Source organism: Pseudomonas sp. IT-P4, from assembly GCF_949767755.1.
Classification (GTDB): domain Bacteria; phylum Pseudomonadota; class Gammaproteobacteria; order Pseudomonadales; family Pseudomonadaceae; genus Aquipseudomonas; species Aquipseudomonas monachiensis.
The window spans coordinates 1-23,770 of sequence record NZ_CATKPX010000045.1 but is presented as its reverse complement, the minus strand read 5'-3'; the positions used below and the strand labels follow the sequence as shown (position 1 = coordinate 23,770).

At 60.2% G+C, this 23,770-nt stretch carries 26 protein-coding genes; 13 read left to right on the top strand and 13 right to left on the bottom strand.

Annotated features, from left to right (window positions below; genetic code table 11):
• The first annotated feature begins 15 nt into the window (after window positions 1–15).
• Entirely contained in the window at window positions 16–2,115 is a 2,100-nt protein-coding gene (pta, locus tag ACM6IT_RS18055) for a phosphate acetyltransferase (RefSeq protein ID WP_056728390.1), read from the top strand.
• Complete coding sequence (locus ACM6IT_RS18050; protein ID WP_223542488.1) at window positions 2,116–3,018, top strand: acyltransferase; 903 nt, start codon at window positions 2,116–2,118, stop codon at window positions 3,016–3,018.
• Window positions 3,019–3,171: 153 nt separating this feature from the next.
• Here ACM6IT_RS18050 and cysN read toward each other — a convergent pair whose 3' ends face one another.
• The 3 genes from cysN to ACM6IT_RS18035 all read right to left on the bottom strand — a co-directional run bounded on the left by cysN (window position 3,172) and on the right by ACM6IT_RS18035 (window position 7,003).
• Window positions 3,172–5,070: a sulfate adenylyltransferase subunit CysN gene (gene cysN / locus ACM6IT_RS18045; protein ID WP_414918445.1), complete on the bottom strand. Its 1,899-nt coding sequence runs from the start codon at window positions 5,068–5,070 to the stop codon at window positions 3,172–3,174.
• A 9-nt stretch (window positions 5,071–5,079) separates the two neighbouring features.
• Window positions 5,080–5,997, bottom strand: coding sequence for a sulfate adenylyltransferase subunit CysD (cysD, locus tag ACM6IT_RS18040; protein ID WP_008046199.1), 918 nt, complete (start codon window positions 5,995–5,997; stop codon window positions 5,080–5,082).
• Window positions 5,998–6,244: 247 nt separating this feature from the next.
• Entirely contained in the window at window positions 6,245–7,003 is a 759-nt protein-coding gene (locus tag ACM6IT_RS18035; RefSeq protein ID WP_414918444.1) for a Nif3-like dinuclear metal center hexameric protein, read from the bottom strand.
• Between the two features lie 103 nt (window positions 7,004–7,106).
• Here ACM6IT_RS18035 and algW point away from each other — a divergent pair, with 103 nt between their 5' ends.
• On the top strand, window positions 7,107–8,267 hold the full coding sequence (gene algW / locus ACM6IT_RS18030) for a Do family serine endopeptidase AlgW (RefSeq protein WP_056728386.1): 1,161 nt from the start codon (window positions 7,107–7,109) through the stop codon (window positions 8,265–8,267).
• Window positions 8,268–8,328: 61 nt separating this feature from the next.
• On the opposite strand, the gene hisC is transcribed toward algW, so the two are convergent.
• The 10 genes from hisC to ACM6IT_RS17980 all read right to left on the bottom strand — a co-directional run bounded on the left by hisC (window position 8,329) and on the right by ACM6IT_RS17980 (window position 16,279).
• On the bottom strand, window positions 8,329–9,381 hold the full coding sequence (gene hisC, locus ACM6IT_RS18025; protein WP_414918443.1) for a histidinol-phosphate transaminase: 1,053 nt from the start codon (window positions 9,379–9,381) through the stop codon (window positions 8,329–8,331).
• 2 nt (window positions 9,382–9,383) lie between these two features.
• Window positions 9,384–10,709, bottom strand: a complete 1,326-nt coding sequence (hisD, locus tag ACM6IT_RS18020) for a histidinol dehydrogenase (protein ID WP_056728382.1) — start codon at window positions 10,707–10,709, stop codon at window positions 9,384–9,386.
• Between the two features lie 126 nt (window positions 10,710–10,835).
• On the bottom strand, window positions 10,836–11,471 hold the full coding sequence (gene hisG / locus ACM6IT_RS18015; RefSeq protein ID WP_008018703.1) for an ATP phosphoribosyltransferase: 636 nt from the start codon (window positions 11,469–11,471) through the stop codon (window positions 10,836–10,838).
• Window positions 11,472–11,596: 125 nt separating this feature from the next.
• On the bottom strand, window positions 11,597–12,862 hold the full coding sequence (gene murA / locus ACM6IT_RS18010; protein ID WP_056728381.1) for a UDP-N-acetylglucosamine 1-carboxyvinyltransferase: 1,266 nt from the start codon (window positions 12,860–12,862) through the stop codon (window positions 11,597–11,599).
• A gap of 22 nt (window positions 12,863–12,884) precedes the next feature.
• The gene (locus ACM6IT_RS18005) at window positions 12,885–13,124 is read right to left on the bottom strand and encodes a BolA family protein (protein ID WP_008046181.1); all 240 of its coding nucleotides are present in this window, start codon (window positions 13,122–13,124) and stop codon (window positions 12,885–12,887) included.
• Window positions 13,125–13,238: 114 nt separating this feature from the next.
• Entirely contained in the window at window positions 13,239–13,544 is a 306-nt protein-coding gene (locus tag ACM6IT_RS18000) for a lipid asymmetry maintenance protein MlaB (RefSeq protein WP_056728372.1), read from the bottom strand.
• Complete coding sequence (locus ACM6IT_RS17995; RefSeq protein ID WP_056728370.1) at window positions 13,541–14,194, bottom strand: phospholipid-binding protein MlaC; 654 nt, start codon at window positions 14,192–14,194, stop codon at window positions 13,541–13,543. The genes ACM6IT_RS18000 and ACM6IT_RS17995 overlap by 4 nt, the downstream gene beginning before the upstream one ends.
• 11 nt (window positions 14,195–14,205) lie before the next feature.
• Window positions 14,206–14,673 carry an outer membrane lipid asymmetry maintenance protein MlaD gene (gene mlaD / locus ACM6IT_RS17990; protein WP_056728368.1) on the bottom strand — a complete coding sequence of 156 codons (468 nt, stop codon included), beginning with the start codon at window positions 14,671–14,673 and terminating at the stop codon, window positions 14,206–14,208.
• Window positions 14,673–15,470 (bottom strand): lipid asymmetry maintenance ABC transporter permease subunit MlaE, encoded by a 798-nt coding sequence (gene mlaE / locus ACM6IT_RS17985; RefSeq protein WP_056728366.1) that lies wholly within the window; start codon window positions 15,468–15,470, stop codon window positions 14,673–14,675. Before mlaE ends, mlaD begins: the two co-directional genes overlap by 1 nt.
• Window positions 15,470–16,279, bottom strand: a complete 810-nt coding sequence (locus ACM6IT_RS17980) for an ATP-binding cassette domain-containing protein (protein WP_056728364.1) — start codon at window positions 16,277–16,279, stop codon at window positions 15,470–15,472. Before ACM6IT_RS17980 ends, mlaE begins: the two co-directional genes overlap by 1 nt.
• A gap of 275 nt (window positions 16,280–16,554) precedes the next feature.
• On the opposite strand from ACM6IT_RS17980, the gene ACM6IT_RS17975 reads away from it, so the two are divergent.
• The 10 genes from ACM6IT_RS17975 (at window position 16,555) to ACM6IT_RS17930 (ending at window position 23,620) form a co-directional block, all read left to right on the top strand.
• Window positions 16,555–17,529 carry a KpsF/GutQ family sugar-phosphate isomerase gene (locus ACM6IT_RS17975; protein ID WP_056728361.1) on the top strand — a complete coding sequence of 325 codons (975 nt, stop codon included), beginning with the start codon at window positions 16,555–16,557 and terminating at the stop codon, window positions 17,527–17,529.
• Window positions 17,529–18,053, top strand: a complete 525-nt coding sequence (locus tag ACM6IT_RS17970; protein ID WP_008046159.1) for a KdsC family phosphatase — start codon at window positions 17,529–17,531, stop codon at window positions 18,051–18,053. The genes ACM6IT_RS17975 and ACM6IT_RS17970 overlap by 1 nt, the downstream gene beginning before the upstream one ends.
• 7 nt (window positions 18,054–18,060) lie before the next feature.
• On the top strand, window positions 18,061–18,633 hold the full coding sequence (lptC, locus tag ACM6IT_RS17965) for an LPS export ABC transporter periplasmic protein LptC (protein WP_056728360.1): 573 nt from the start codon (window positions 18,061–18,063) through the stop codon (window positions 18,631–18,633).
• Window positions 18,620–19,168 (top strand): lipopolysaccharide transport periplasmic protein LptA, encoded by a 549-nt coding sequence (lptA, locus tag ACM6IT_RS17960; RefSeq protein WP_056728359.1) that lies wholly within the window; start codon window positions 18,620–18,622, stop codon window positions 19,166–19,168. Before lptC ends, lptA begins: the two co-directional genes overlap by 14 nt.
• Entirely contained in the window at window positions 19,168–19,893 is a 726-nt protein-coding gene (gene lptB / locus ACM6IT_RS17955; RefSeq protein ID WP_008054366.1) for an LPS export ABC transporter ATP-binding protein, read from the top strand. The genes lptA and lptB overlap by 1 nt, the downstream gene beginning before the upstream one ends.
• Before the next feature lie 225 nt (window positions 19,894–20,118).
• Complete coding sequence (locus tag ACM6IT_RS17950) at window positions 20,119–21,612, top strand: RNA polymerase factor sigma-54 (protein ID WP_056728357.1); 1,494 nt, start codon at window positions 20,119–20,121, stop codon at window positions 21,610–21,612.
• Between the two features lie 74 nt (window positions 21,613–21,686).
• A complete protein-coding gene (hpf, locus tag ACM6IT_RS17945) occupies window positions 21,687–21,995 on the top strand; it encodes a ribosome hibernation-promoting factor, HPF/YfiA family (protein WP_007941242.1) in 309 nt (102 codons plus the stop codon).
• A gap of 12 nt (window positions 21,996–22,007) precedes the next feature.
• A complete protein-coding gene (gene ptsN / locus ACM6IT_RS17940; RefSeq protein ID WP_056728355.1) occupies window positions 22,008–22,472 on the top strand; it encodes a PTS IIA-like nitrogen regulatory protein PtsN in 465 nt (154 codons plus the stop codon).
• Window positions 22,473–22,474: 2 nt separating this feature from the next.
• Complete coding sequence (gene rapZ, locus ACM6IT_RS17935) at window positions 22,475–23,332, top strand: RNase adapter RapZ (protein ID WP_056728354.1); 858 nt, start codon at window positions 22,475–22,477, stop codon at window positions 23,330–23,332.
• Between the two features lie 15 nt (window positions 23,333–23,347).
• Window positions 23,348–23,620, top strand: a complete 273-nt coding sequence (locus ACM6IT_RS17930) for an HPr family phosphocarrier protein (protein ID WP_007970256.1) — start codon at window positions 23,348–23,350, stop codon at window positions 23,618–23,620.
• The last annotated feature ends 150 nt before the right edge of the window (window positions 23,621–23,770 follow it).

The window sequence follows — 23,770 nt, the reverse complement described above, 5'->3', positions numbered from 1 at the left end:
CTTTAGAGAATCCGCATGCAAACTTTTTTTATCGCGCCCACCGATTTTGGTGTGGGTCTGACCTCCATCAGCCTCGGGCTGGTGCGTACCCTTGAGCGCGCCGGCCTCAAGGTCGGTTTTTTCAAGCCGATTGCCCAGCCGCATCCGGGCGACACCGGCCCGGAACGTTCCACCGAACTGGTGGCGCGTACCCACGGTTTGAAACCGCCCCAGCCCCTGGGCCTGGCCCATGTCGAGCGCATGCTCGGCGACGGTCAGCTCGATGAGTTGCTCGAAGAAATCATCGCCCTTTATCAGCAGGCGGCCATCGGCAAGGACGTGCTGATTGTCGAAGGCATGGTACCGACCCGCAGCGCCAGTTACGCCGCGCGGGTCAACCTGCACCTGGCCAAGAGCCTCGACGCCGAAGTGATCCTGGTCTCGGCGCCGGAAAACGAAGTGCTGACCGAACTCTCCGGTCGCGTCGAGTTGCAGGCGCAATTGTTTGGCGGCCCGAAAGATCCGAAAGTCCTCGGTGTGATCCTCAACAAGGTCAAGACCGAGGAAAGCATGGAAGCCTTCGCCACGCGCCTGAAGGAGCATTCGCCGTTGCTGCGCAGCGGTGATTTCCGCTTGCTCGGCTGCATTCCGTTCCAGCCGGAACTGAACGCCCCGCGCACCCGCGACGTTGCCGACCTGATGGGCGCGCAAGTGCTCAACGCCGGTGATTACGAAACCCGGCGCATGACCAAGATCATCATTTGCGCCCGCACCATGCGCAACACCGTGGAGTTGCTCAAGCCCGGCGTGCTGGTGGTGACTCCTGGCGACCGCGACGACATCATCCTCGCCGTCAGCCTCGCGGCCTTGAACGGTGTACCGCTGGCCGGCCTGCTGCTGACCAGCGACACCCTGCCCGACCCGCGCATCATGGACCTGTGCCGTGGCGCCCTGCAGGCCGGGTTGCCGGTGCTGTCGGTGAGTACCGGCTCCTATGACACCGCCAACCTGCTCAACGGCCTGAACAAGGAAATCCCCATCGACGATCGCGAGCGCGCCGAAATCATCACCGATTTCATCGCTGGCCATCTCGATGCCAACTGGCTGCACCAACGCTGCGGTACGCCACGGGAAATGCGCCTGTCGCCAGCGGTGTTCCGCTATCAATTGATCCAGCGTGCGCAGGCGGCCAACAAGCGTATTGTGCTGCCCGAAGGCAGTGAGCCGCTGACCGTGCAGGCCGCCGCGATCTGCCAGGCCCGTGGCATCGCTCGCTGTGTGTTGCTGGCCAAGCCCGAGGACGTGCAGGCCGTCGCCCGCGCCCAGGGCATCGAGTTGCCGCCGGGACTGGAAATCATCGATCCGGACTCGATCCGCGAGCGCTATGTCGAACCCATGGTCGCGCTGCGCAAAAGCAAAAGCCTCAACGCGCCGATGGCCGAGCAACAACTGGAAGACACCGTGGTGATCGGCACCATGATGCTGGCCCTGGATGAAGTCGACGGCCTCGTGTCGGGCGTGATCAACACCACCGCCAACACCATCCGCCCGGCCCTGCAACTGATCAAAACCGCACCCGGCTGCACCTTGGTGTCTTCGGTGTTTTTCATGCTGTTCCCGGAAGAGGTGCTGGTCTACGGCGACTGCGTGATGAACCCGCACCCGAGCGCCAGCGAACTGGCCGAGATCGCCCTGCAAAGCGCTGACTCGGCCGCCGCCTTCGGCATCACGCCACGGGTGGCGATGATCAGCTACTCCAGCGGCGAGTCGGACAGCGGCGAAGAAGTCGAGAAGGTCCGCGAAGCGACCCTGCTCGCCCATGAGCAACAGCACTCGCTGCTGATCGACGGCCCCCTGCAGTACGACGCCGCCGCCAACGAAAGCGTGGCCCGGCAATTGGCGCCGAACAGTCAGGTGGCCGGTCGTGCCACGGTTTACGTGTTCCCAGACCTCAACACCGGCAATACCACGCACAAGGCCGTACAGCGCAGTGCCGACTGCGTCAGCCTCGGGCCGATGCTGCAAGGCTTGCGCAAACCGGTGAACGATTTGCCCCGCGGCGCGCAGGTCGATGACATCGTCTACACCATCGCCCTGACCGCGATCCAAGCCGCCAACCGACCTATGGATGTGTAAATGCTGGACTTCCTACCCGCCCCGTTGCGGGGCGTGATCGCCTCGCTGCTGTTGGCACTGAACACGATTTTGCTCTGTTCGTTCCTGTTCTGCGTGGCACTCGTCAAGGTACTGCCGTTCGCCCTCACCCAGCGCCTCGCGGGCTGGCTGATGAGCCATACCCACGAAGCCTGGATCAGCCTCAACAAAGGCTGGATGAACCTGGTACGCCGCACGCGCTGGCATATCAGCGGCCTGCAAGGCCTCGACTATCAGCACTCGTACCTGATTACCAGCAACCACCAGAGCTGGGTCGACATCCTGGTGCTGCAATACGTGCTCAACCGGCGCATTCAGCCGCTGAAGTTCTTCCTCAAGCAGGAGCTGATCTGGGTTCCGGTGATCGGGCTGGCCTGGTGGGCGCTGGGCTTTCCGTTCATGAAGCGCTACTCCAAGGCCTATCTGGAGAAGCACCCGGAGAAGAAAGGCAAGGACCTGGAAACCACCCGCAAGACCTGTGCGAAATTTCGCGACAACCCGGTGGGCATTTTCAACTTCGTCGAAGGCACGCGCTTCACCGAGGGCAAGCACAAGCAACAGCAGTCACCCTTCAAGTACCTGCTCAAGGCCAAGGCCGGCGGCATTGCCTTTGTGCTGGATGCGATGGGCGAGCAGCTTGAATCCCTGGTCAACGTGACCATCCACTACCCCGCCGGGCGCCCGGGTTTCTGGGACTTGCTGTGCGGGAACGTGGCGGATGTGGTGGTGCACTTTGAAGAGCTGAAGATTCCGCCGCAATTCATTGGCAAGAACTATGACCAGGACGGCGAATACCGCCTGCAGTTCCAGGGCTGGATCAATCAGTTGTGGCAGGACAAGGATGCGTTGCTGGAACAGATGCATCGCGAGTATCCGCAGATTTAAGATCAAAAGATCGCAGCCTTCGGCAGCTCCTACAGGATGTACGCCGAACCAATGTAGGAGCTGCCGAAGGCTGCGATCTTTTGACGATCTGAAAGACACAAAAAACCCGCCGATGATCACTCATCGGCGGGTTTTTCATTTTGCAGCTAAGGCTTAGATCGCACCACGCTCACGCAGCAGACCCAGCACTTGCTTGACGCCTTCTTCCAGGGACACGGACTGGGTGTCGATCACCAGGTCGGCATCCAGCGGCACGTCGTACGGGAAGGACTCGCCCGGGATGTTATCCCCCGCCGCCGCGTACAAACCTTGCGGATCACGCTCGGCGCAGACGCTTGGCGAAGCCTGGACGTAGACCGTCAACAGACGCTCCTTGCCGATCAGCTCACGGGCCTGTTCACGCCCTTCGGCACTCGGGGCAACGAACGCAGCGAGGGTCAGCAGACCCGCTTCGTTGAACTGACGCGCAACGTGCGCGGCACGACGCCAGTTCTCGGTACGCCCGGCGCGATCCTGTGGCAGACCTTTGTTCAGGTCGTGACGCAGGTTCTGGCCATCGAGTACGAACACCGCACGGCCCATGTCGAACAACTTGCGTTCAACGGCATATGCCAGGGTGCTTTTGCCCGCGCCCGACAAGCCGCTGAACAGCACGGTGGCCGGTTGCTGGCCGAAGCGCTGTGCGCGTTCTTCGGTGGCGACGTGGGCCAGTTTGCCGTGGTGTGTGCTGGTGCCATGGGCCAAAGGCTGGGCGACGATCATGCCCGCGCCAACGGTGCCGTTGGTCAGGCGGTCGATGATGATGAAGGCGCCGGTGGTGCGGTTGCTGTCGTAACCGTCGAGGGCAATCGGCGCATCGAGCGCGATCTTGACCTTGCCGATTTCGTTGAGCTGCAACGCGCTGGCCGGACCTTCTTCCAGGGTGTTCACGTCGACCTTGTTGACGATGCTGGCGATAGAGCCCGGCACGTAACTGGTGGCGCGCTTGATGTCGTATTTCTTGCCCGGCAGCATCGGCTCTTCAGCCATCCACACCAGCATCGCTTCGAAGCTGTCGGTCACCGGCGGCACGTTGTCGGCGTGAACCAACAGATCGCCACGGGAGATATCGATTTCGTCTTCCATGGTCAGCGTGACTGCCTGACCGGGACCGGCGTGCTCCAGTTCACCTTCGAAGGTGACGATGGACTTCACGCGGCTGCTCTTGCCCGACGGCAGCACCACGACTTCGTCGCCTTTCTTGACGATGCCACTGGCCAGCGTACCGGCGAAGCCACGGAAGTTCAGGTTCGGACGGTTGACGTACTGCACCGGGAAACGCAGGTCGGTGAAGTTGCGATCGCCCGCCACTTCCACGGTCTCGAGAATTTCCATCAGCGACTGGCCGGTGTACCACGGCGAGCGCTCGGACTTGTTCACCACGTTGTCGCCCTTCAAAGCCGACATCGGCACGAAGTGCATGCTGGTCGGCTTGAGCTTCAAGCCTTCGGCAAACTGCAGGTAGTCGGCCTTGATCGACTCGAACACGCCCTGGTCGAAGCCCTTGAGGTCCATCTTGTTGATGGCGACGACTATGTGCTTGATGCCCAGCAACGAGGCAATGAAGCTGTGGCGACGGGTCTGGGTCTGCACGCCGTAACGTGCATCGACCAGGATGATCGCCAGGTCGCAGGTGGAGGCACCGGTGGCCATGTTGCGGGTGTACTGCTCATGGCCCGGGGTGTCGGCGATGATGAATTTGCGCTTGGCGGTGGAGAAATAGCGGTACGCGACATCGATGGTGATGCCTTGCTCACGCTCGGCCTGCAGGCCGTCGACCAGCAGCGCCAGGTCGATGTCTTCACCGGTGGTGCCGACTTTTTTCGAGTCGCGGGTAATGGCTTCCAGGTGATCTTCGTAGATCATCTTGGAGTCGTGCAGCAGGCGCCCGATCAGGGTGCTCTTGCCGTCGTCGACGTTACCGCAGGTCAGAAAGCGCAGCAGCTCTTTACGTTCGTGCTGGCCCAGGTAGGCGAGGATGTCCTCGCTGATCAAATCAGATACGTGCGACATGACAACCCCTTAGAAATAACCCTGACGTTTTTTGTCTTCCATGGAGCCGGCGCCATCGTGGTCGATGACACGGCCCTGGCGCTCGGAAGTTCGCGTCAGGAGCATTTCCTGAATGATGTCCGTGAGGCTTTCGGCCTCGGACTCCACCGCGCCCGTCAACGGGTAGCAACCAAGGGTACGGAAACGCACTTTCTTTTTGACGATGCGCGCTTTGTCTTCATCGCTCAGGTGCTCGAGGATGCGCTCGTCGTCGATCATGATCAGCGTGCCGTTCTTCTCGATGACTTCACGCTCGGCGGCGAAGTACAGCGGAACGATCGGGATGCCTTCAAGATAGATGTACTGCCAGATGTCCAGCTCGGTCCAGTTCGACAGCGGGAAGACGCGGATCGACTCGCCCTTGTTGACCTTGCCGTTGTAGACGTTCCATAGCTCGGGACGCTGGTTCTTCGGGTCCCAGCGGTGCTTGCTGTCGCGGAACGAGTACACGCGCTCTTTGGCGCGGGATTTCTCTTCATCGCGACGGGCGCCACCGAATGCTGCGTCGAAACCATACTTGTCGAGTGCCTGCTTCAGGCCCTCGGTCTTCATGATGTCGGTGTGCTTGGCGCTGCCGTGGGTGAACGGGTTGATGTCCTGCGCCACGCCGTCAGGATTGACGTGGGTGATCAGGTCGAGGCCCAGCTCGGCGACCATCTTGTCGCGGAAGCTGTACATCTCCTTGAATTTCCAGCGAGTGTCGACGTGCATCACCGGAAACGGCAGCTTGCCCGGGAAGAACGCCTTGCGTGCCAGATGCAGCATCACGGCGGAGTCTTTACCGATGGAGTACAGCATCACCGGGTTGTCGAACTCGGCGGCCACCTCGCGGATGATGTGGATGCTTTCCGCCTCCAGCTGTTTCAGATGCGTCAGTTTGTCGACCATGGCTACTCACGAAAGCTTTCTTATGAACGGCCAGCGGGCCGTGTTCGAGCGGGGATCCTAGCACAGCGACCTCTTCTAATCAGGACGCTAACTAGATCGAAAGAGCATATGAATATGCCTGCCCGTTTGGGATGCCCACCCTACGTAGGAGCCGCCGAAGGCTGCGATTTTTTGACGTTGATTTTTCAAGATCAAAAGATCGCAGCCTTCGGCAGCTCCTACGGGAGCGATCACATTGCGGACAGAGTCAAATCGGATTCGGACAATCGATGAAGATGTGCTCCAGCGCAAACCGACGGGCCAGATAATCCCCCAGCGCCTGAACGCCGTAGCGCTCGGTGGCATGGTGACCGGCGGCGATGAAGCTGATGTTGTTTTCCCGGGCACTGTGGAAGGTTTGCTCGGAAGCCTCGCCACTGAGATACAGATCGACACCGGCCAGAATGGCCTGATCGATGTAACCCTGGCCACCACCGGTGCACCAGCCGACGCGGCGGATCATGGCGCCGCCTTCGATCAACAGCGGCTCACGCCCCATCACTTCCTGCACACGGCGGGCGAAATCCCGGGGCATCATCGGCTCATTCAGCGAGCCGACCAGGCCGACAATCTTCAGGTTGTCCGGGTCCAGCGGACCTTCGACGGTAATGTCGAGCTGCTTCGCGAGCTGCACGTTATTGCCGACGTCCGGGTGCAGGTCCAGCGGCAGGTGATAGGACAACAGGCTGATATCGTGTTTGAGCAGGGTCTTCAAGCGGCGCTGCTTCATGCCGGTGATGCACGGGTTCTCGCCTTTCCAGAAGTAGCCATGATGCACCAGCACCAGGTCGGCATTGGCTTCCACGGCCGCATCGAGCAAGGCCTGGCTGGCGGTGACGCCACTGACAATGCGCATCACTTGCGGCCGCCCCTCGACCTGCAGGCCGTTGGGGCAATAATCGGCGATTCTTGCGCTGTTGAGGTAGCGGTCGGCTTCTTCGACCAGGGTGCTCAGGGCGACGGCCATAAAAGACTCCTAAATATCCCGTTCAGAGGCGCGTGCGGCCTCGTATAATGCGCGTCATTATGAGCGGTCTCATACCGCCTGCAACTCTCTCAGGAACTGCTTAATGCTCAAGGCGCTGCGTTTTTCCGGCTGGCCGCTGTTGGCCGGCGTGCTTGTCGCTCTTTTGATAATCCAGCGTTACCCGCAGTGGGTCGGGCTCCCGAGCCTCGACGTCAATCTGCAACAAGCGCCGCAAACCACCAGCATGCAGCAGGGCCCGGTGTCTTATGCCGAAGCGGTATCCACCGCGGCGCCATCGGTGGTGAACCTCTACACCACCAAAGTCATCAACAAACCCAACCATCCGTTGTTCGAAGATCCGCAGTTCCGTCGTTTCTTCGGCGATAACTCGCCCAAGCAGAAACGCATGGAGTCGAGCCTCGGTTCCGGCGTGATCATGAGCCCGGAAGGCTACATCCTGACCAACAACCACGTGACCAGCGGCGCCGACCAGATCGTGGTGGCGCTCAAGGACGGCCGGGAAACCCTGGCGCGGGTGATCGGCAGCGACCCTGAGACTGACCTCGCGGTTCTGAAAATCGACCTGAAAAACCTGCCGTCGATCACCGTGGGGCGTTCCGACAACATTCGCATCGGCGACGTCGCGCTGGCCATCGGCAACCCGTTCGGCGTCGGCCAGACCGTGACCATGGGCATCATCAGTGCCACCGGGCGCAACCAACTGGGCCTGAACAACTACGAAGACTTCATCCAGACCGATGCGGCGATCAACCCGGGCAACTCAGGCGGTGCGCTGGTGGATGCCATCGGCAACCTGACCGGCATCAACACGGCGATCTTTTCCAAGTCCGGGGGCTCCCAGGGCATTGGTTTCGCGATCCCGGTGAAGCTGGCGATGGAAGTGATGAAGTCGATCATCGAGCACGGCCAGGTGATTCGTGGCTGGTTGGGTATCGAAGTGCAGCCGCTGACCCAGGAACTGGCCGAGTCGTTCGGCTTGTCCGGGCGTCCTGGCATTGTCGTGGCGGGGATCTTCCGCGACGGTCCGGCACAGAAGGCCGGCCTGCAACTGGGTGATGTGATTCTTGCCATCGATGGCGAACCGGCCGGTGATGGCCGTCGCTCAATGAATCAGGTGGCGCGGATCAAGCCGACCGACAAGGTCGCAATCCAGGTGATGCGCAACGGCAAGGAGCTCAAGCTCACGGCGGAAGTCGGCCTGCGTCCGCCGCCGGCTCCGGTCAAGGATAAAGAAGAAGAGTAACGTAGCGCCCAAAACTACTGTGGGAGCGAGCTTGCTCGCTCCCACAGGGTCGTGCCTGGTTTTAGAGGTCGCCGAGGCCGTCGATCAGCGCCTGATTCTGCTCAGGCGTGCCGATGGAAATCCGCAGGAACTGGGCAATCCGCTCCTGCTTGAAGTGCCGCACGATCACGCCTTGCTCACGCAGCTTCGCCGCAAGCCCCGCCGCATCGTGCCGGGGGTGACGGGCGAATATGAAGTTCGCCGCCGATGGCAGCACTTCAAAACCCTTATCCTCCAGCTGTGCAACGACCTTCTCGCGACTCTCGATCACCAACCGGCAGGTCTTGTCGAAATACTCGCGATCTTCGAACGCCGCGGCAGCGCCGACATTCGCCATGCGATCCAGCGGATAGGAGTTGAAGCTGTTCTTGATCCGCTCCAGCGCCTCGATCAGGTCTGGATGGCCGACCGCCAGGCCGACCCGCAGACCGGCCAGGGAGCGGGACTTGGACAGGGTCTGGGTTACCAGCAGGTTCGGATAACGGTCCACCAGGGTGATTGCCGTCTCACCGCCGAAGTCGATGTAGGCCTCATCCACCACCACCACCGAATCCGGGCTTGCCTTGAGAATCTGCTCCACCGCCTCCAGCGCCAACAGGCAGCCGGTCGGTGCGTTCGGGTTAGGGAAGATGATCCCGCCATTCGGTTTGGCGTAGTCCGCCGGGTTGATCCGGAACTGCTCGTCCAGCGGCACCGCGTCGAACTTGATGCCGTACAACCCGCAGTAGACCGGGTAGAAGCTGTAGCTGATGTCCGGGAACAGCAGCGGCTGATCGTGCTGCAGCAAACCGTGGAAGATGTGCGCCAGCACTTCATCGGAACCGTTGCCGAGGAACACATGGTTGCCCTGCACGCCGTAGTATTTGGCGACCGCGTTCTTCAGCAGATCGCTGTTCGGGTCCGGGTACAGGCGCAGGTTGTCATTGAGTTCGGTTTGCATCGCAGCCAAGGCTTTCGGCGATGGACCGTACGGGTTTTCGTTGGTGTTGAGCTTCACCAGCTTCGCCAGTTTCGGCTGTTCGCCCGGCACGTAAGGCACCAGATTCCTGACGAACGGGCTCCAGAATTTACTCATGTTCAGTTCCCCTGCTTGTCGTCAACGATGCGATATTCGGCGCTGCGGGCGTGGGCAGTCAGCGACTCGCCACGGGCCAGCACGGAAGCGGTCTTGCCCAGTACGGACGCCCCCTGCTCGGAGCAGAAGATGATCGACGAACGTTTCTGGAAGTCATACACACCCAGCGGCGAAGAGAAGCGCGCAGTACCGGAGGTCGGCAAAACGTGGTTGGGACCGGCGCAGTAGTCGCCCAAGGCTTCGCTGGTGTGACGCCCCATGAAGATCGCACCGGCGTGGCGGATCTGCGGCAGCCAGGCTTGTGGATCGGCAACGGACAATTCGAGGTGCTCCGGCGCGATGCGGTTGGCCACTTCGATGGCTTGCTCCATGTCGCGAACCTTGATCAGTGCACCACGGCCATTGATTGAGGTTTCGATGATCGCGGCGCGCTCCATGGTCGGCATCAGCTTGGTGATGCTGGCGGCGACCTTGTCGAGGAACTCGGCGTCGGGGCTGACCAGGATTGCCTGGGCGTCTTCGTCGTGCTCGGCCTGGGAGAACAGGTCCATGGCGATCCAGTCCGGATCGGTCTGGCCGTCGCACACCACGAGGATCTCGGAGGGACCGGCGATCATGTCGATACCGACCTGGCCGAACACGTGGCGCTTGGCGGTAGCGACATAGATGTTGCCCGGGCCGACGACCTTGTCGACTTTCGGCACGCTTTCGGTGCCGTAAGCCAATGCCGCAACGGCTTGAGCGCCACCGATGGTGAACACGCGGTCGACGCCGGCGATGCAGGCAGCGGCCAGCACCAGTTCGTTGATTTCACCGCGCGGGGTCGGCACCACCATGACTACTTCGGTCACGCCGGCGACCTTGGCCGGAATCGCGTTCATCAACACCGACGACGGGTACGAAGCCTTGCCGCCCGGTACATACAGGCCGGCGCGATCCAGTGGCGTGACCTTCTGGCCCAGCACGGTGCCGTCGGCCTCGGTGTAGCTCCAGGAATCCTGCTTCTGTTTTTCGTGATAGCTGCGCACGCGAGCCGCGGCGACTTCCAGGGCTTCGCGCTGAGGCACGGAGATGCGGGTCAGCGCCAGCTCCAGCCGCTCGCGCGGCAGGATCAGGTCGGCCATGGACTTCACGTCCAGGCCGTCGAACTGGCGGGTAAAGTCCACCAGTGCCGCGTCGCCACGCTCACGCACGGCCTTGATGATGTCCAGCACCCGCTGATTGACCGAGTCGTCAGACACACTTTCCCAGCTCAGCAGATGATCCAGATGATGCGCGAAATCCGGGTCAGCAGCGTTGAGTCGGCGAATTGCAGTCGGTGCGGTCATAGCGAGAGCCTCATAGGAATGGCAAAAACTCAGGCGCCCTAACTTAGCAGTCGTTTCCGCTTGGGCACCTGAGAATTCTGGCTATGAGGCGGATAGACGGGCGCGACTTAACGTCGCGCAGGTGAATCAGCCGCGGTGTCGAGACTCCACTGCCTTGCGCAGGGTGTCGATCAACGCCTGGATACGGGCGTGCTGCATCTTCATCGAAGCTTTGTTGACGATCAGCCGGGAGCTGATGGCGGCAATGAAATCCTGTGGCTCCAGGCCGTTGGCCCGCAGCGTGTTACCGGTGTCGACCACGTCGATGATCTTGTCTGCCAGACCGATCAGCGGTGCCAGCTCCATCGAGCCGTACAGCTTGATGATGTCGACCTGACGACCCTGTTCAGCGTAATAGCGCTTGGCAACGTTGACGAACTTGGTGGCGATGCGCAGGCGGCCCTTGGGCTCGACCGCGCCGACCTTGCCGGCAGTCATCAGCTTGCACTGGGCAATTTGCAGGTCCAGTGGCTCGTACAGGCCCTGGCCGCCATATTCCATCAGCACATCTTTACCGGCGACACCGAGGTCGGCGGCACCATGCTCGACGTAAGTCGGCACGTCGGTGGCACGCACGATCAGCAGGCGTACATCTTCCTGGGTCGTGGGAATGATCAGCTTGCGGCTCTTGTCCGGATTCTCGGTCGGCACGATGCCCGCTTCAGCCAGAAGCGGCAGGGTGTCGTCAAGGATGCGGCCCTTGGACAGTGCGATGGTCAACATGGGAAACGTCAGTCCTTATCAAGGTACTCATGCCCGGTCGCAAATGGCGCCGGACACACATCGAGCCGAAAACGGCTCGACTTCAACAAATCAACGGGCACGTCCTTATGCCCATGCAGCAGGGTCTAGCCCGGAACGCGACGGATCTTGGCGCCCAGCATCTGCAGTTTTTCTTCGATGCACTCGTAGCCACGGTCTATGTGGTAGATGCGGTCGATCAGGGTGTCGCCTTCGGCGATCAGGGCCGAGATCACCAGGCTGGCCGAAGCACGCAGGTCGGTCGCCATCACTGGCGCGCCCTTGAGTTTTTCGGTGCCGGTGACGATGGCGGTGTTGCCTTCGACCTGGATCTTGGCGCCCATGCGGTGCAGTTCGTAGACGTGCATGAAGCGGTTTTCGAAGATTGTCTCGATCACCGCACCGGTGCCTTCGGCAATGGCGTTGAGGGAGATGAACTGCGCCTGCATGTCGGTCGGGAACGCCGGGTACGGAGCGGTCCGCACGTTGACGGCTTTCGGACGCTTGCCGTGCATGTTCAGCTCGATCCAGTCTTCTCCGCAGGTGATTTCGGCACCGGACTCACGGAGTTTTTCCAGAACGGCTTCGAGGATGGTCGGATCAGTGTCCTTGACCTTCACGCGACCACCGGTCACGGCAGCGGCAACCAGGTAGGTACCGGTTTCGATACGGTCTGGCATCACTTTATACGTGGTGGTGTGCAGACGCTCGACGCCATCGATGGTGATGGTATCGGTACCGGCGCCGGAAACCTTGGCGCCCATGGCGTTCAGGAAGTTCGCCAGGTCGACCACTTCAGGTTCGCGAGCGGCGTTTTGCAGGACGCTGCGACCCTTGGCCAGGGCCGCGGCCATCATGATGTTTTCGGTACCGGTCACACTGACCGTATCGAAGAAGAAGTGCGCACCGCGCAGGCCGCCTTCAGGCGCCTTGGCCTTGATGTAGCCGCCTTCGACGTCGATGACTGCGCCCATGGCTTCCAGGCCACGAATGTGCAGGTCAACCGGGCGCGAACCAATGGCGCAACCGCCAGGCAAGGCGACTTCGGCTTCACCGAAACGGGCAACCATCGGGCCCAGCACCAGGATCGACGCACGCATGGTTTTAACCAGTTCGTACGGTGCGACCAGGGTCTTGATGGTGCGCGGGTCGATCTCGACGGCGAGTTTCTCGTCGATCACAGGCTCGATGCCCATGCGTCCGAACAGCTCGATCATGGTGGTGATGTCGTGCAGGTGCGGCAGGTTGGCCACGGTCACCGGGCCATCGCACAGCAAGGTGGCCGCCAGGATCGGCAGGGCAGAGTTCTTTGCCCCGGAGATACGGATTTCGCCATCAAGACGAGCACCGCCAGTAATAATCAATTTATCCATAAGAATCTCGACGCCCTTGGGCTCAGGTGCGCTCGGCCCAGGCCGCGCTGCTGAAAAATTTCATAGTGACCGCATGGATGCTGCCATCGACGATCCACGGGTTCAAATGGGCATAGACCTGCTGCTGACGCTTGACCGGGCTCAACGCCGCCAGTTCATCGCTAATCACGTTCAGCTGGAAATTGCAGCCTTCGCCCTCGACTTCTACTTTCGTTCCGGGCAGCTTTCCTTCAAGAAAGCTCTTAACTTCGTTGGCCTGCATGCTCAACCTCAATCGGCGCCCTGTGCGCGCGGGTCGGACATCATACAAAAAAGCCCCGCGCCTGCGAACCCCGCGGAGCAGGACTCTGACGGGGGGCTTCCTTATAGATGCGGGTTAGTGATGCGCCAACAGCTCGGTCAGCTCACTGACCTGAGCGATTTCACGCATGTCTTCCGGCATCCCGTGGATGCTCAGGGCCTTGCCGGCCGCCTGCGCATCGCGGATAAAGCACAGCAGTAACGACAAACCGACACTGCTGGACTTGGTCACCGCCGAGCAATCGACCACCAGCGCCGTAGCCTTGCTGGCCTTGATCAGCGCCTTGCCCTGCTCGCGCAGGCCAGGGCCGGTGCGGTAATCCAGCACGCCACTGAGTCGCAACTCGCCCGCTTCGTCCATCTGGACTGCCGACTCACTCATTGGGCTGACTGCCCTGGCTTGTTGTCGGTGGCTTCCTTGGCCTTGGCGACTTCCCCGGCCCAACCGTTGATGGTCTTGTCCAGGTCATTGCCATTGCGCTGCATCGCATCGGCGAACTGATCGCGGAACAGTTTGCCGATGTTGATGCCGTTGATGATGACGTTACGCAGTTTCCACTCGCCGTTGATCTTTTCCAGCGTGTAGGACACTGGATAGATAGCGCCGCTGCTGCCCTTGACGGTCATACCGACGCTGGTACGGTCGCCCGACTCGTCTTTGGCCGGATCAACGGTGATGCCCTGGTTGTTGTACTCAAGCAAGGCATTGCCATAGAACTGGAACAGGCCCTTCTTGAAGTTTTCTTCGAAGGTTTTCATCTGCGCAGGCGTAGCTTTACGCGAGTACTTGACCGTCATGATGCTCTTGGAAATACCCTCGGCATCCACAACCGGCCCGACGATATTGTCCAGCGCCGTATAGAAGTCCTGCGGGTCCTGCTTGTACTTCTCTTTGTTTGCCGCCAGGTCCGCGAGCATACGGTTGGTTGTGTCCTGCACCAGATCGTGCGCCGAAGGCGCCGCTGCGGCATGGGACACCAACGGAAACACCGCGAGCATTACCAACAGGCCACGTCGCAAGGTAGAGATCATTTAACTGTTCCTCATTTAGCTTCTTTGCTAACGGTATTGAGCAGAAATTTACCGATCAGGTCTTCGAGCACCAGCGATGACTGCGTGTCATGGATGGTTCCACCATCCTTGAGCAGGGTGTCTTCCCCGCCCACGCTGATACCGATGTACTTCTCGCCCAACAGGCCAGCGGTCAGGATAGATGCAGTGGAGTCCGCCGGCAGATTATCGATGCGTTTTTCCAGCTGCATGGTCACCCGACCGGTAAAACTGTCGCGATCCAGATCGATGGCCGTGACCTTGCCGATGGTCACACCGGCCATGGTCACCTTTGCTCTGACCGTCAAACCGGCGATATTGTCGAAGTAGGCGTAAAGTTTATAGGTGTCGGTGCTCGGACTCGGGGACAGGCCACTGACCCGCAACGCCAACAAAAGCAAAGCCAGGATGCCAGCCAGCAAGAAAAGGCCGACACCGATTTCCAGGGTGCGGTTTTGCATCAGAAATCTCCAAACATCAAGGCGGTCAGAATAAAGTCCAGGCCGAGTACTGCCAACGAGGCATATACAACGGTCTTGGTAGTGGCACGACTGATCCCCTCGGAAGTGGGTTCGCAGTCATAGCCTTGGAATACGGCGATCCAGGTCACCACAAAGGCAAAGACGATGCTTTTGACGATCCCGTTGAGCACGTCCTCGGTAAACGTCACGCTGTTCTGCATGTTCGACCAGTAGGAGCCCTCATAGACTCCCAGCCAGTCGACCGCCACCCACGAGCCGCCCCAGATACCCACCACGCTGAAGATCATCGCCAGCACCGGCAGGGAAATGAAGCCGGCCCACAAACGTGGCGCAATGATGTACTTGAGCGGGTCGACCCCGATCATTTCCAGGCTGGACAACTGCTCGGTGGATTTCATGTTGCCGATTTCGGCGGTCAACGCCGAACCTGCGCGCCCAGCGAACAGCAAGGCGGTCACCACCGGCCCCAGTTCACGCAGCAGCGTCAGGGCAACCATCTGCCCGACAGCCTGCTCCGAACCATAGCTGGAAAGAATATTGAACCCCTGCAGCGCCAGCACCATGCCGATGAACACCCCGGAGACCACGATGATCACCAGGGACATCACGCCCACCGAATGCAACTGCTTGACCAGCAGCCCGAAACCGCCACCGATGCCGCCCCGACCAAGCAAGGCATGAAACAGGAACAAGCTCGAACGCCCGAACACCGCCAACACATCGATGCCGGCCTGGCCGAAGCGGCGAACGCGCTCTATCAATGAAATTCTGCGCATCAGCGCTTCCCCAGAAGATCTGCGCGGTAATCCGTCGCTGGAAAGTGGTACGGAACCGGGCCGTCGGGTTCGCCGGTCATGAACTGGCGAATGCGCGGTTCATCCGAGTTCATCAACTCGTCCGGTGTCCCCTGCCCCAACACCTGACCATCGCCCACCACATAAATGTAGTCGGCAATGCTCGCGGTCTCGGCCAGGTCGTGGGAGACCACGATGCTGGTGATGCCCAACGCATCGTTGAGCAACCGGATGAGGCGCACCAAAACGCCCATGGCGATGGGGTCCTGGCCGACAAAGGGCTCGTCGTACATGAGGATCTGCGGGTCGAGCGCAATCGCCCGGGCCAGAGCAACACGGCGCTTCATGCCGCCGGAAAGCTCGTCGGGCATCAGCTCGATGGCGCCCCGCAAGCCCACGGCCTGCAGTTTGAGCAGGACGATGTCGCGGATCATTTCTTCCGGCAGTTGCGTGTGAACCCGCAGTGGAAAAGCGACATTCTCGAAGACATCGAGGTCGGTAAACAATGCGCCGCTCTGAAACAGCACGCCCATATGCTTGCGCGCATCGAACAGGTCGCTGCGCGACAGTTTTGGCAGGTTCTGACCGTTGACCCAGACTTCACCCTGGGTGGGCCGCAACTGGGCGCCCATCAGACGCAGGAGCGTGGTCTTGCCACACCCGGAAGGCCCCATGATGCCGGTGACCTTGCCGCGCGGGATACGGATATCGACATTATTGAAAATGCTGCGCGCACCGCGCTTGAAGGACAGTCCCTTCAGCTCGACCGCGTAGGCGTTATCGGCACTCATCTAAACTCCTTGCGATGCAGCCTCTCACTCGGACGCCTGGCTTTCTGCCGAAAGCACATACCTCCCGGGCAGGCCGAACTGGCGGCGAACTATAGCATTGCAAAGGCTGCGCGCCCAAGGCCAAAGCCAGGACATGTTCAACTGCATGACCGGTTGAAAGCCCCGTTTAGAAGGTTTCCGGCAACAAGGATGGCAATGCGCGACGAACTAGCGTGAGGGATTCGATCATAACCGCTATAATCGCCGCCTTTTCATCAGGCTATACGATTTCTGACATGAGCCAATCCAGCGACCTGATTCAATCAGCACAACGCACCATCCGCCTCGAGGTAGAGGCCGTGCAAGGCCTGCTGCCCCATATCGACGCGGATTTCGTACGCGCTTGCGAGATGATTCTGGCCAGCAAAGGCCGCGTGGTCGTGGTCGGCATGGGCAAGTCGGGGCACATCGGCAACAAGATTGCCGCGACCCTGGCCAGCACCGGCACCACGGCGTTTTTTGTGCACCCGGCTGAAGCCAGCCACGGTGACATGGGCATGATTACCCGCGACGACATCATTCTGGCGCTCTCGAATTCCGGCTCCACCAATGAAATCGTGACCCTGCTGCCACTGATCAAGCGCCTGGGCATTCAGTTGATCAGCATGACCGGCAACCCTGGCTCGCCGCTGGCCAAGGCCGCCGAGGTGAACCTGAATGTTCACGTCGAACACGAAGCCTGCCCGTTGAACCTGGCACCCACCTCATCAACCACCGCCGCGCTGGTCATGGGCGATGCCCTGGCCGTCGCGCTGCTGGAAGCCCGTGGCTTTACCGCCGAAGACTTCGCCTTCTCCCATCCCGGCGGCGCCCTGGGCCGACGCCTGCTGCTTAAAGTGGAAAATGTCATGCACGCCGGGCAAGAGTTGCCGCAAGTACAGCGCGGCACCCTGCTGAAGGACGCGCTGATGGAGATGACCCGCAAAGGCTTGGGCATGACGGTGATCCTGGAAGCCGATGGAAAGCTGGCCGGGATCTTTACCGACGGTGACTTGCGTCGCACGCTGGACCGTAGCATCGACATCCATAGCGCTACCATCGACCAGGTCATGACTGCACACGGCAAGACTGCCCGCGCCGAGATGCTCGCCGCCGAAGCGCTGAAAATCATGGAAGATCATAAAATCAACGCGCTGGTCGTGGTCGACAGAGACGACCGCCCGGTCGGCGCCTTGAACATGCACGACTTGTTGCGTGCAGGAGTAATGTAATGAGTGCGGACCTGCTGCAACGCGGCAAACAGATCAAGCTGGCGGTGTTCGATGTCGATGGCGTGCTGACCGATGGGCGCCTGTATTTCCTCGAAGACGGCAGCGAGTTCAAGACCTTCAACACCCTCGACGGCCAGGGCATCAAGATGCTGATGGCCGCCGGCGTGCAGACCGCCATCATCAGTGGCCGCAAGACCCCGGTGGTCGAGCGGCGGGCCAAAAACCTCGGTATCCCGCACCTCTATCAGGGTCGCGAAGATAAACTGGTGGTACTCGACGAACTGCTGGCCCAACTCAACCTGAGCTATGAACAGGTGGCCTACCTCGGCGACGACCTGCCGGACCTGCCGGTGATTCGTCGCGTCGGCCTGGGCATGGCGGTGGCCAATGCCGCCGGTTTCGTGCGTGAACACGCTCACGGCATCACCCTCGCCCGCGGTGGCGAAGGTGCCGCTCGCGAATTCTGCGAATTGATCCTGCGCGCCCAGGACCGCCTCGATGCGGCCAATGCGGCGTACCTGTGAGCCCACTATGCTGAGCAAAAAGTTTCGCAACACCCTGATGTTCACTTGCATCGCGGCAATATTCGCCGCGGTTGGCTACTGGAACATCAGCCCGGAACGCTTCCTCGACAAGCCGGTAACGCCGGTCGATGAGAGCGCGATCGACTATTACGCCATCAACGCCCACAGCGTGCAGTACCTGCCCGACGGCAAGCTGCAATATGATCTGGTGTCCGACAAGGTCGAGCACCTGAAGGCGACCGAGGTGACATTGCTGACCAACCCCGACCTGAATGTGTTCCGCGGCACTGAATTCCCGTGGCACGTCCAGAGCCTGCGCGGCGAGGTCAATCCTGATGGCACGCAGGTCGAACTGATCGATGACGTGCGCATCACGCGGTTCGACGAGAAAAACCGTAGAACCCTGATCACCAGCACCCGCATGACCGTGTTCCCGCAGCAGCAATATGCGCAGACCGAGCAAGACGTTAGAATCGACGGCGCTGGCGGTGTATCGACTGGCAAGGGAATGAAAGCGTATTTGAAAGAAAGCAGGATACACCTGCTATCGAACGTAAGAGGACAGTATGAGGCTCGTTAAAACCCTCCCGATTTTGCTCAGTCTGGGCGCAGCACTGGGAAGCGTGAGCGCCTGGGCTCTGCCGGAAGATCAACAGCAGCCTATCCGCATCCAGGCCGACGATGCCCAACTGGACGACAAGCAAGGTATTGCTACCTATAAGGGTGACGTGATCATCACCCAAGGCTCGATGAAGGTGACAGGCAACACCGTTACCATCACCCGCACCCCGACTGGCGACATTGACGTAGTGACCTCGGTGGGCAACCTGGCGTACTTCGAGCAATTGCAAACGGCTGGCGACACCAAGCCCGTGCAGGGCTGGGGCGTGACGATCCAGTACCACGCCGCGCAAAATCGCGTCGTACTGATCGACAAGGCCAAAGTTGTCGACAAGGACAACAACGTCACCCAAGGCGAGAAAATTGTCTACGACACCGACAAGAAGCTCGCCAGCGCCGGTCGCGCCACAGGCAGCAAGGTCACCGAGGCGCGTCCGCGTATCGACATGGTGATCCAGCCGAAGAAGAAAACCGACGAGAAAAAGGCCCAGTAATGGCAACTCTGAAAGCTCAGCATCTGGCCAAGAGCTACAAGAGCCGCCAGGTCGTGCGTGATGTCAGCCTGTCCATCGACAGCGGCCAGATCGTCGGCCTGCTTGGCCCGAACGGCGCCGGCAAGACCACCTGCTTCTACATGATCGTCGGCCTGGTGCAAGCCGACCAGGGCCGCGTCCTGATCGATGACCTGGACGTCAGCCACCAGCCGATGCACGGCCGCGCAAAGGCCGGTATCGGTTACTTGCCGCAGGAAGCATCGATCTTTCGCAAGCTGTCGGTGGCCGACAACATCATGGCCATCCTCGAGACCCGCAAGGAACTCGACAAGGCCGGCCGTCGCAAGGAACTGGAAAGCCTGCTGCAGGAATTCCACATCAGCCACATCCGCGACAACCTGGGCATGAGCCTGTCCGGCGGCGAGCGTCGTCGCGTGGAAATAGCCCGCGCCCTGGCCACCAACCCGAAATTCATCCTCCTCGACGAACCCTTCGCCGGCGTGGACCCGATTTCGGTCGGCGACATCAAGCAGATCATTCACCACCTCAAGGCCAAGGGCATTGGCGTGCTGATCACGGACCACAACGTTCGTGAAACCCTGGATATCTGTGAAACCGCCTACATCGTCAATGACGGCCAACTGATCGCCGAGGGCGACGCAGAGACCATCCTGGCCAACGACCTGGTCAAGGAAGTGTATCTGGGCCATGAGTTCCGCCTGTAAGCACTGAGTCGTGCCCAGGCCATCGCCCGGGCACTCACCGTGCCGACAAGCGTGGTCAGCCCTCAACAAGGGCAGCGCAGCAACACCGCTTTATAGTTTTTTATTGTTACAGCGCTCTAGGCAAACCCTTTAGTTTCAGGCATATAATTTGCTTAAGTTTGGCGCCCCGGCGCCCTGTAGTAGATGGCGCATGTGCGCCGGCGAATAAGGTGTTAAGCCCCTGCCATGAAACCATCGCTAGTCTTGAGAATGGGCCAGCAGCTGACGATGACACCGCAGCTGCAACAGGCCATCCGCCTGCTCCAATTGTCGACCCTGGACCTGCAACAGGAAATCCAGGAGGCCCTGGAGTCAAATCCGATGCTCGAACGCCAGGAAGAAGGCGACGACTTCGACAATTCCGATCCCTTGGCCGACAACGCCGAACAAAAGCCCAACACTGACATCCAGGAACCTTCCTATCAGGAAAGCGCCCCGACGGTTGATAATCTCGATGAGGGTGACTGGAACGAGCGTATCCCCAACGAACTCCCCGTCGACACCGCGTGGGAGGACGTTTACCAGACCAGCGCCAGCAGCCTGCCCAGCAATGATGATGACGAGTGGGACTTCACCACCCGCACCTCGGCCGGCGAAAGCCTGCAGAGCCACTTGCTGTGGCAACTGAACCTGGCCCCGATGTCCGACACCGATCGCCTGATCGCCGTGACCCTGATCGACTGCATCAACAATCAGGGCTACCTGGACGAAACCCTCGAGGAAATCCTCGAAGCCTTCGACCCGGAACTGGACATCGAACTGGACGAGATCGAAGCCGTCCTGCACCGCATCCAGCAATTCGAGCCAGCCGGCATCGGCGCCCGCAACCTCGGTGAATGCCTGCTGCTGCAGTTGCGCCAGCTGCCTGCCAAGACCCCTTGGCTGGCCGAAGCCAAGCGCCTGGTCAGCGATTACATCGACCTGCTTGGCAGCCGTGACTACAGCCAGTTGATGCGCCGCATGAAGCTCAAGGAAGACGAACTGCGCCAGGTCATCGAGCTGGTCCAGAGCCTGAACCCGCGCCCGGGCTCGCAGATCGAGTCCACCGAAGCCGAGTACGTCGTTCCTGACGTCATCGTGCGCAAGGACAACGAGCGCTGGCTGGTGGAACTCAATCAGGAGTCGGTGCCACGGCTGCGGGTCAATGCCCAGTACGCCGGTTTCGTGCGCCGCGCCGACACCAGCGCCGACAATACCTTCATGCGCAATCAGCTGCAGGAAGCCCGCTGGTTCATCAAGAGCCTGCAGAGCCGCAATGAAACCCTGATGAAGGTTGCCACCCAGATCGTCGAGCATCAGCGCGGCTTCCTGGAGTACGGCGACGAAGCCATGAAGCCGCTGGTCCTGCATGACATCGCCGAAGCGGTCGGCATGCATGAATCGACGATTTCACGGGTGACTACCCAGAAATTCATGCACACCCCCCGGGGCATTTATGAACTGAAGTACTTTTTTTCCAGTCACGTAAGCACCTCCGAAGGCGGCGAATGCTCGTCCACGGCGATCCGGGCGATCATCAAAAAACTGGTTGCAGCGGAAAATCAGAAAAAGCCGTTGAGTGACAGCAAGATCGCTGGTTTACTGGAGGCACAAGGCATTCAGGTGGCTCGCCGCACCGTCGCCAAGTACCGCGAATCCCTCGGGATCGCGCCTTCGAGCGAACGCAAGCGGTTGATGTAGGGCCACGCCACAGCGTTCCAGTGGTAGATCATCTGGTCTACCGCTTTATGCACTGGCAACGAAGGAGAAGCTGTATGCAAGTCAACATCAGTGGACACCAACTGGAAGTGACCGAACCTCTTCGCACCTACATCGGCGAAAAACTCGAACGATTGGAGCGACATTTCGACAAGATCACTAATGTGCAGGTCACGATGACCGTCGAAAAACTGAAGCAGAAAATCGAAGCCACGCTGCATATTCCCGGGAATGAAGTGGTCGCCAACGCGGAGCATACCGATATGTACGCCGCGATCGACGCACTCACCGACAAGCTGGATAAACAACTCAAAAAGCATAAGGAAAAGACCCAGAGCCTCCTACAGGGCGCAACCGGTCGTTAACACTCCCTACCCATGATCCGACTTGAAAGTATCCTGACCCCCGGCCGTTCCCTGGTGAACGTGCCGGGAGGCAGTAAAAAGAAAGCCCTCGAACAAATTGCCAATCTGATCGCCCGCGAAGTGCCGGCCCTGGAGATGCAAGATGTCTTCGAGGCACTGATTGCTCGTGAAAAACTCGGTTCCACCGGGTTTGGTAACGGCATCGCCATTCCACATTGCCGTCTCAAGGGCTGTGTTTCGCCCATCAGTGCATTGATGCACCTGGACGCCCCTATCGATTTCGACGCCATCGATGGTGCGCCGGTTGACCTGCTGTTCGTGCTGCTGGTCCCGGAAGCCGCCACCGATGCGCACCTTGAGCTGCTGCGACAGATCGCCAGCATGCTCGACCGCAAGGACGTGCGTGAAAAGCTGCGTAGTGCTGCAAGTAACGAAGCCCTGTATCAGGTTGTCCTGAACGAGCAAAACGGTCAGTAATCATGCGCTTGATCATCGTCAGTGGCCGTTCCGGCTCAGGTAAAAGTACCGCCCTCAACGTACTTGAGGATAACGGCTACTACTGCATCGACAACCTGCCCGCCGGCCTGCTGCCGGAGCTGGCCGAGCGCGCCCTGGTTCATACCGAGATGTTGCAGCCGCTGGTCGCCGTTTCCATTGACGCGCGCAACCTGCCAAGCCACCTGTCACGCTTCCCCGACCTGCTCGAGGAAGTCCGTGCCCGCCACATCCAGTGCGATGTGCTGTATCTGGACGCCGACGAAGAAACCCTGCTCAAGCGCTTCTCGGAAACCCGCCGACGTCACCCCCTGAGCAACGCCAACCGTTCGCTGGCCGAAGCCATCAACGTTGAGAGCGCCCTGCTCGGGCCGATTGCCGACCTTGCCGATCTCAAGATCAACACCACCAGCCTGAACCTGTACCAGCTGCGCGACGCCATCAAACTGCGCCTGTTGAATCAGCCCGAGCCGGGAACTGCCTTCCTGGTCGAGTCCTTCGGCTTCAAGCGCGGCATGCCGGTGGACGCCGACCTGGTTTTCGATGTGCGCTGCCTGCCAAACCCTTACTGGAAACCGGAATTGCGCGAGCAGTCCGGGCTCGATCAACCGGTTGCCGAATACCTGGCGGCACAGCCGGATGTCGAAGAGATGTTTCAGGACATTTCCACATACCTGCTAAAGTGGCTGCCTCGTTTTGCCGCCAGCAACCGCGCCTACGTCACCATTGCCATTGGCTGCACTGGCGGACATCACCGCTCCGTCTACCTGACCGAGCGTCTGGGGCAGACGCTGCAACAATCCCTGAAGAACGTCCAGGTCCGCCACCGCGACCTCAGCTAAAGGATTCACATCGCGATGCCTGCTCTGGAAATCGAAATCATCAATAAATTGGGCCTGCACGCTCGCGCTTCTGCAAAATTCGTTGGGGTAGCGGGTCAGTTCCCGTGCCAGATCCGGGCCGGTCGGACACCAGAGTCCATGGTCGATGGCAAAAGCATCATGGCGATGATGATGCTGGCCGCCGGCAAAGGCACCACGATCCACTTGAGCACCGAAGGCGAGCAGGAACAGGAAGCGCTGGATGCGCTGGTGGCGTTGATCAACAACTTCTTCGACGAAGGCGAATAAAAGCTACAGAAAAGAAGATAGGCCGTGCCATTGTAGGAGCGAGCCTGCTCCGGGCGGCGTTCCGACGATGGCATCACCACTTTCAACTTCAATGTCGCCTGACACTCCGCTTCGCGAGCAAGCTCGCTCCTGCAAGGGGGTTGCCGTGTA

Coding starts and splice junctions, on each gene's coding strand:
- pta (WP_056728390.1), top strand. CDS start 16: ATGCAAACTTTTTTTATCGCGCCCACCGATTTTGGTGTGGGTCTGACC.
- ACM6IT_RS18050 (WP_223542488.1), top strand. CDS start 2,116: ATGCTGGACTTCCTACCCGCCCCGTTGCGGGGCGTGATCGCCTCGCTG.
- cysN (WP_414918445.1), bottom strand. CDS start 5,070: ATGTCGCACGTATCTGATTTGATCAGCGAGGACATCCTCGCCTACCTG.
- cysD (WP_008046199.1), bottom strand. CDS start 5,997: ATGGTCGACAAACTGACGCATCTGAAACAGCTGGAGGCGGAAAGCATC.
- ACM6IT_RS18035 (WP_414918444.1), bottom strand. CDS start 7,003: ATGGCCGTCGCCCTGAGCACCCTGGTCGAAGAAGCCGACCGCTACCTC.
- algW (WP_056728386.1), top strand. CDS start 7,107: ATGCTCAAGGCGCTGCGTTTTTCCGGCTGGCCGCTGTTGGCCGGCGTG.
- hisC (WP_414918443.1), bottom strand. CDS start 9,381: ATGAGTAAATTCTGGAGCCCGTTCGTCAGGAATCTGGTGCCTTACGTG.
- hisD (WP_056728382.1), bottom strand. CDS start 10,709: ATGACCGCACCGACTGCAATTCGCCGACTCAACGCTGCTGACCCGGAT.
- hisG (WP_008018703.1), bottom strand. CDS start 11,471: ATGTTGACCATCGCACTGTCCAAGGGCCGCATCCTTGACGACACCCTG.
- murA (WP_056728381.1), bottom strand. CDS start 12,862: ATGGATAAATTGATTATTACTGGCGGTGCTCGTCTTGATGGCGAAATC.
- ACM6IT_RS18005 (WP_008046181.1), bottom strand. CDS start 13,124: ATGCAGGCCAACGAAGTTAAGAGCTTTCTTGAAGGAAAGCTGCCCGGA.
- ACM6IT_RS18000 (WP_056728372.1), bottom strand. CDS start 13,544: ATGAGTGAGTCGGCAGTCCAGATGGACGAAGCGGGCGAGTTGCGACTC.
- ACM6IT_RS17995 (WP_056728370.1), bottom strand. CDS start 14,194: ATGATCTCTACCTTGCGACGTGGCCTGTTGGTAATGCTCGCGGTGTTT.
- mlaD (WP_056728368.1), bottom strand. CDS start 14,673: ATGCAAAACCGCACCCTGGAAATCGGTGTCGGCCTTTTCTTGCTGGCT.
- mlaE (WP_056728366.1), bottom strand. CDS start 15,470: ATGCGCAGAATTTCATTGATAGAGCGCGTTCGCCGCTTCGGCCAGGCC.
- ACM6IT_RS17980 (WP_056728364.1), bottom strand. CDS start 16,279: ATGAGTGCCGATAACGCCTACGCGGTCGAGCTGAAGGGACTGTCCTTC.
- ACM6IT_RS17975 (WP_056728361.1), top strand. CDS start 16,555: ATGAGCCAATCCAGCGACCTGATTCAATCAGCACAACGCACCATCCGC.
- ACM6IT_RS17970 (WP_008046159.1), top strand. CDS start 17,529: ATGAGTGCGGACCTGCTGCAACGCGGCAAACAGATCAAGCTGGCGGTG.
- lptC (WP_056728360.1), top strand. CDS start 18,061: ATGCTGAGCAAAAAGTTTCGCAACACCCTGATGTTCACTTGCATCGCG.
- lptA (WP_056728359.1), top strand. CDS start 18,620: ATGAGGCTCGTTAAAACCCTCCCGATTTTGCTCAGTCTGGGCGCAGCA.
- lptB (WP_008054366.1), top strand. CDS start 19,168: ATGGCAACTCTGAAAGCTCAGCATCTGGCCAAGAGCTACAAGAGCCGC.
- ACM6IT_RS17950 (WP_056728357.1), top strand. CDS start 20,119: ATGAAACCATCGCTAGTCTTGAGAATGGGCCAGCAGCTGACGATGACA.
- hpf (WP_007941242.1), top strand. CDS start 21,687: ATGCAAGTCAACATCAGTGGACACCAACTGGAAGTGACCGAACCTCTT.
- ptsN (WP_056728355.1), top strand. CDS start 22,008: ATGATCCGACTTGAAAGTATCCTGACCCCCGGCCGTTCCCTGGTGAAC.
- rapZ (WP_056728354.1), top strand. CDS start 22,475: ATGCGCTTGATCATCGTCAGTGGCCGTTCCGGCTCAGGTAAAAGTACC.
- ACM6IT_RS17930 (WP_007970256.1), top strand. CDS start 23,348: ATGCCTGCTCTGGAAATCGAAATCATCAATAAATTGGGCCTGCACGCT.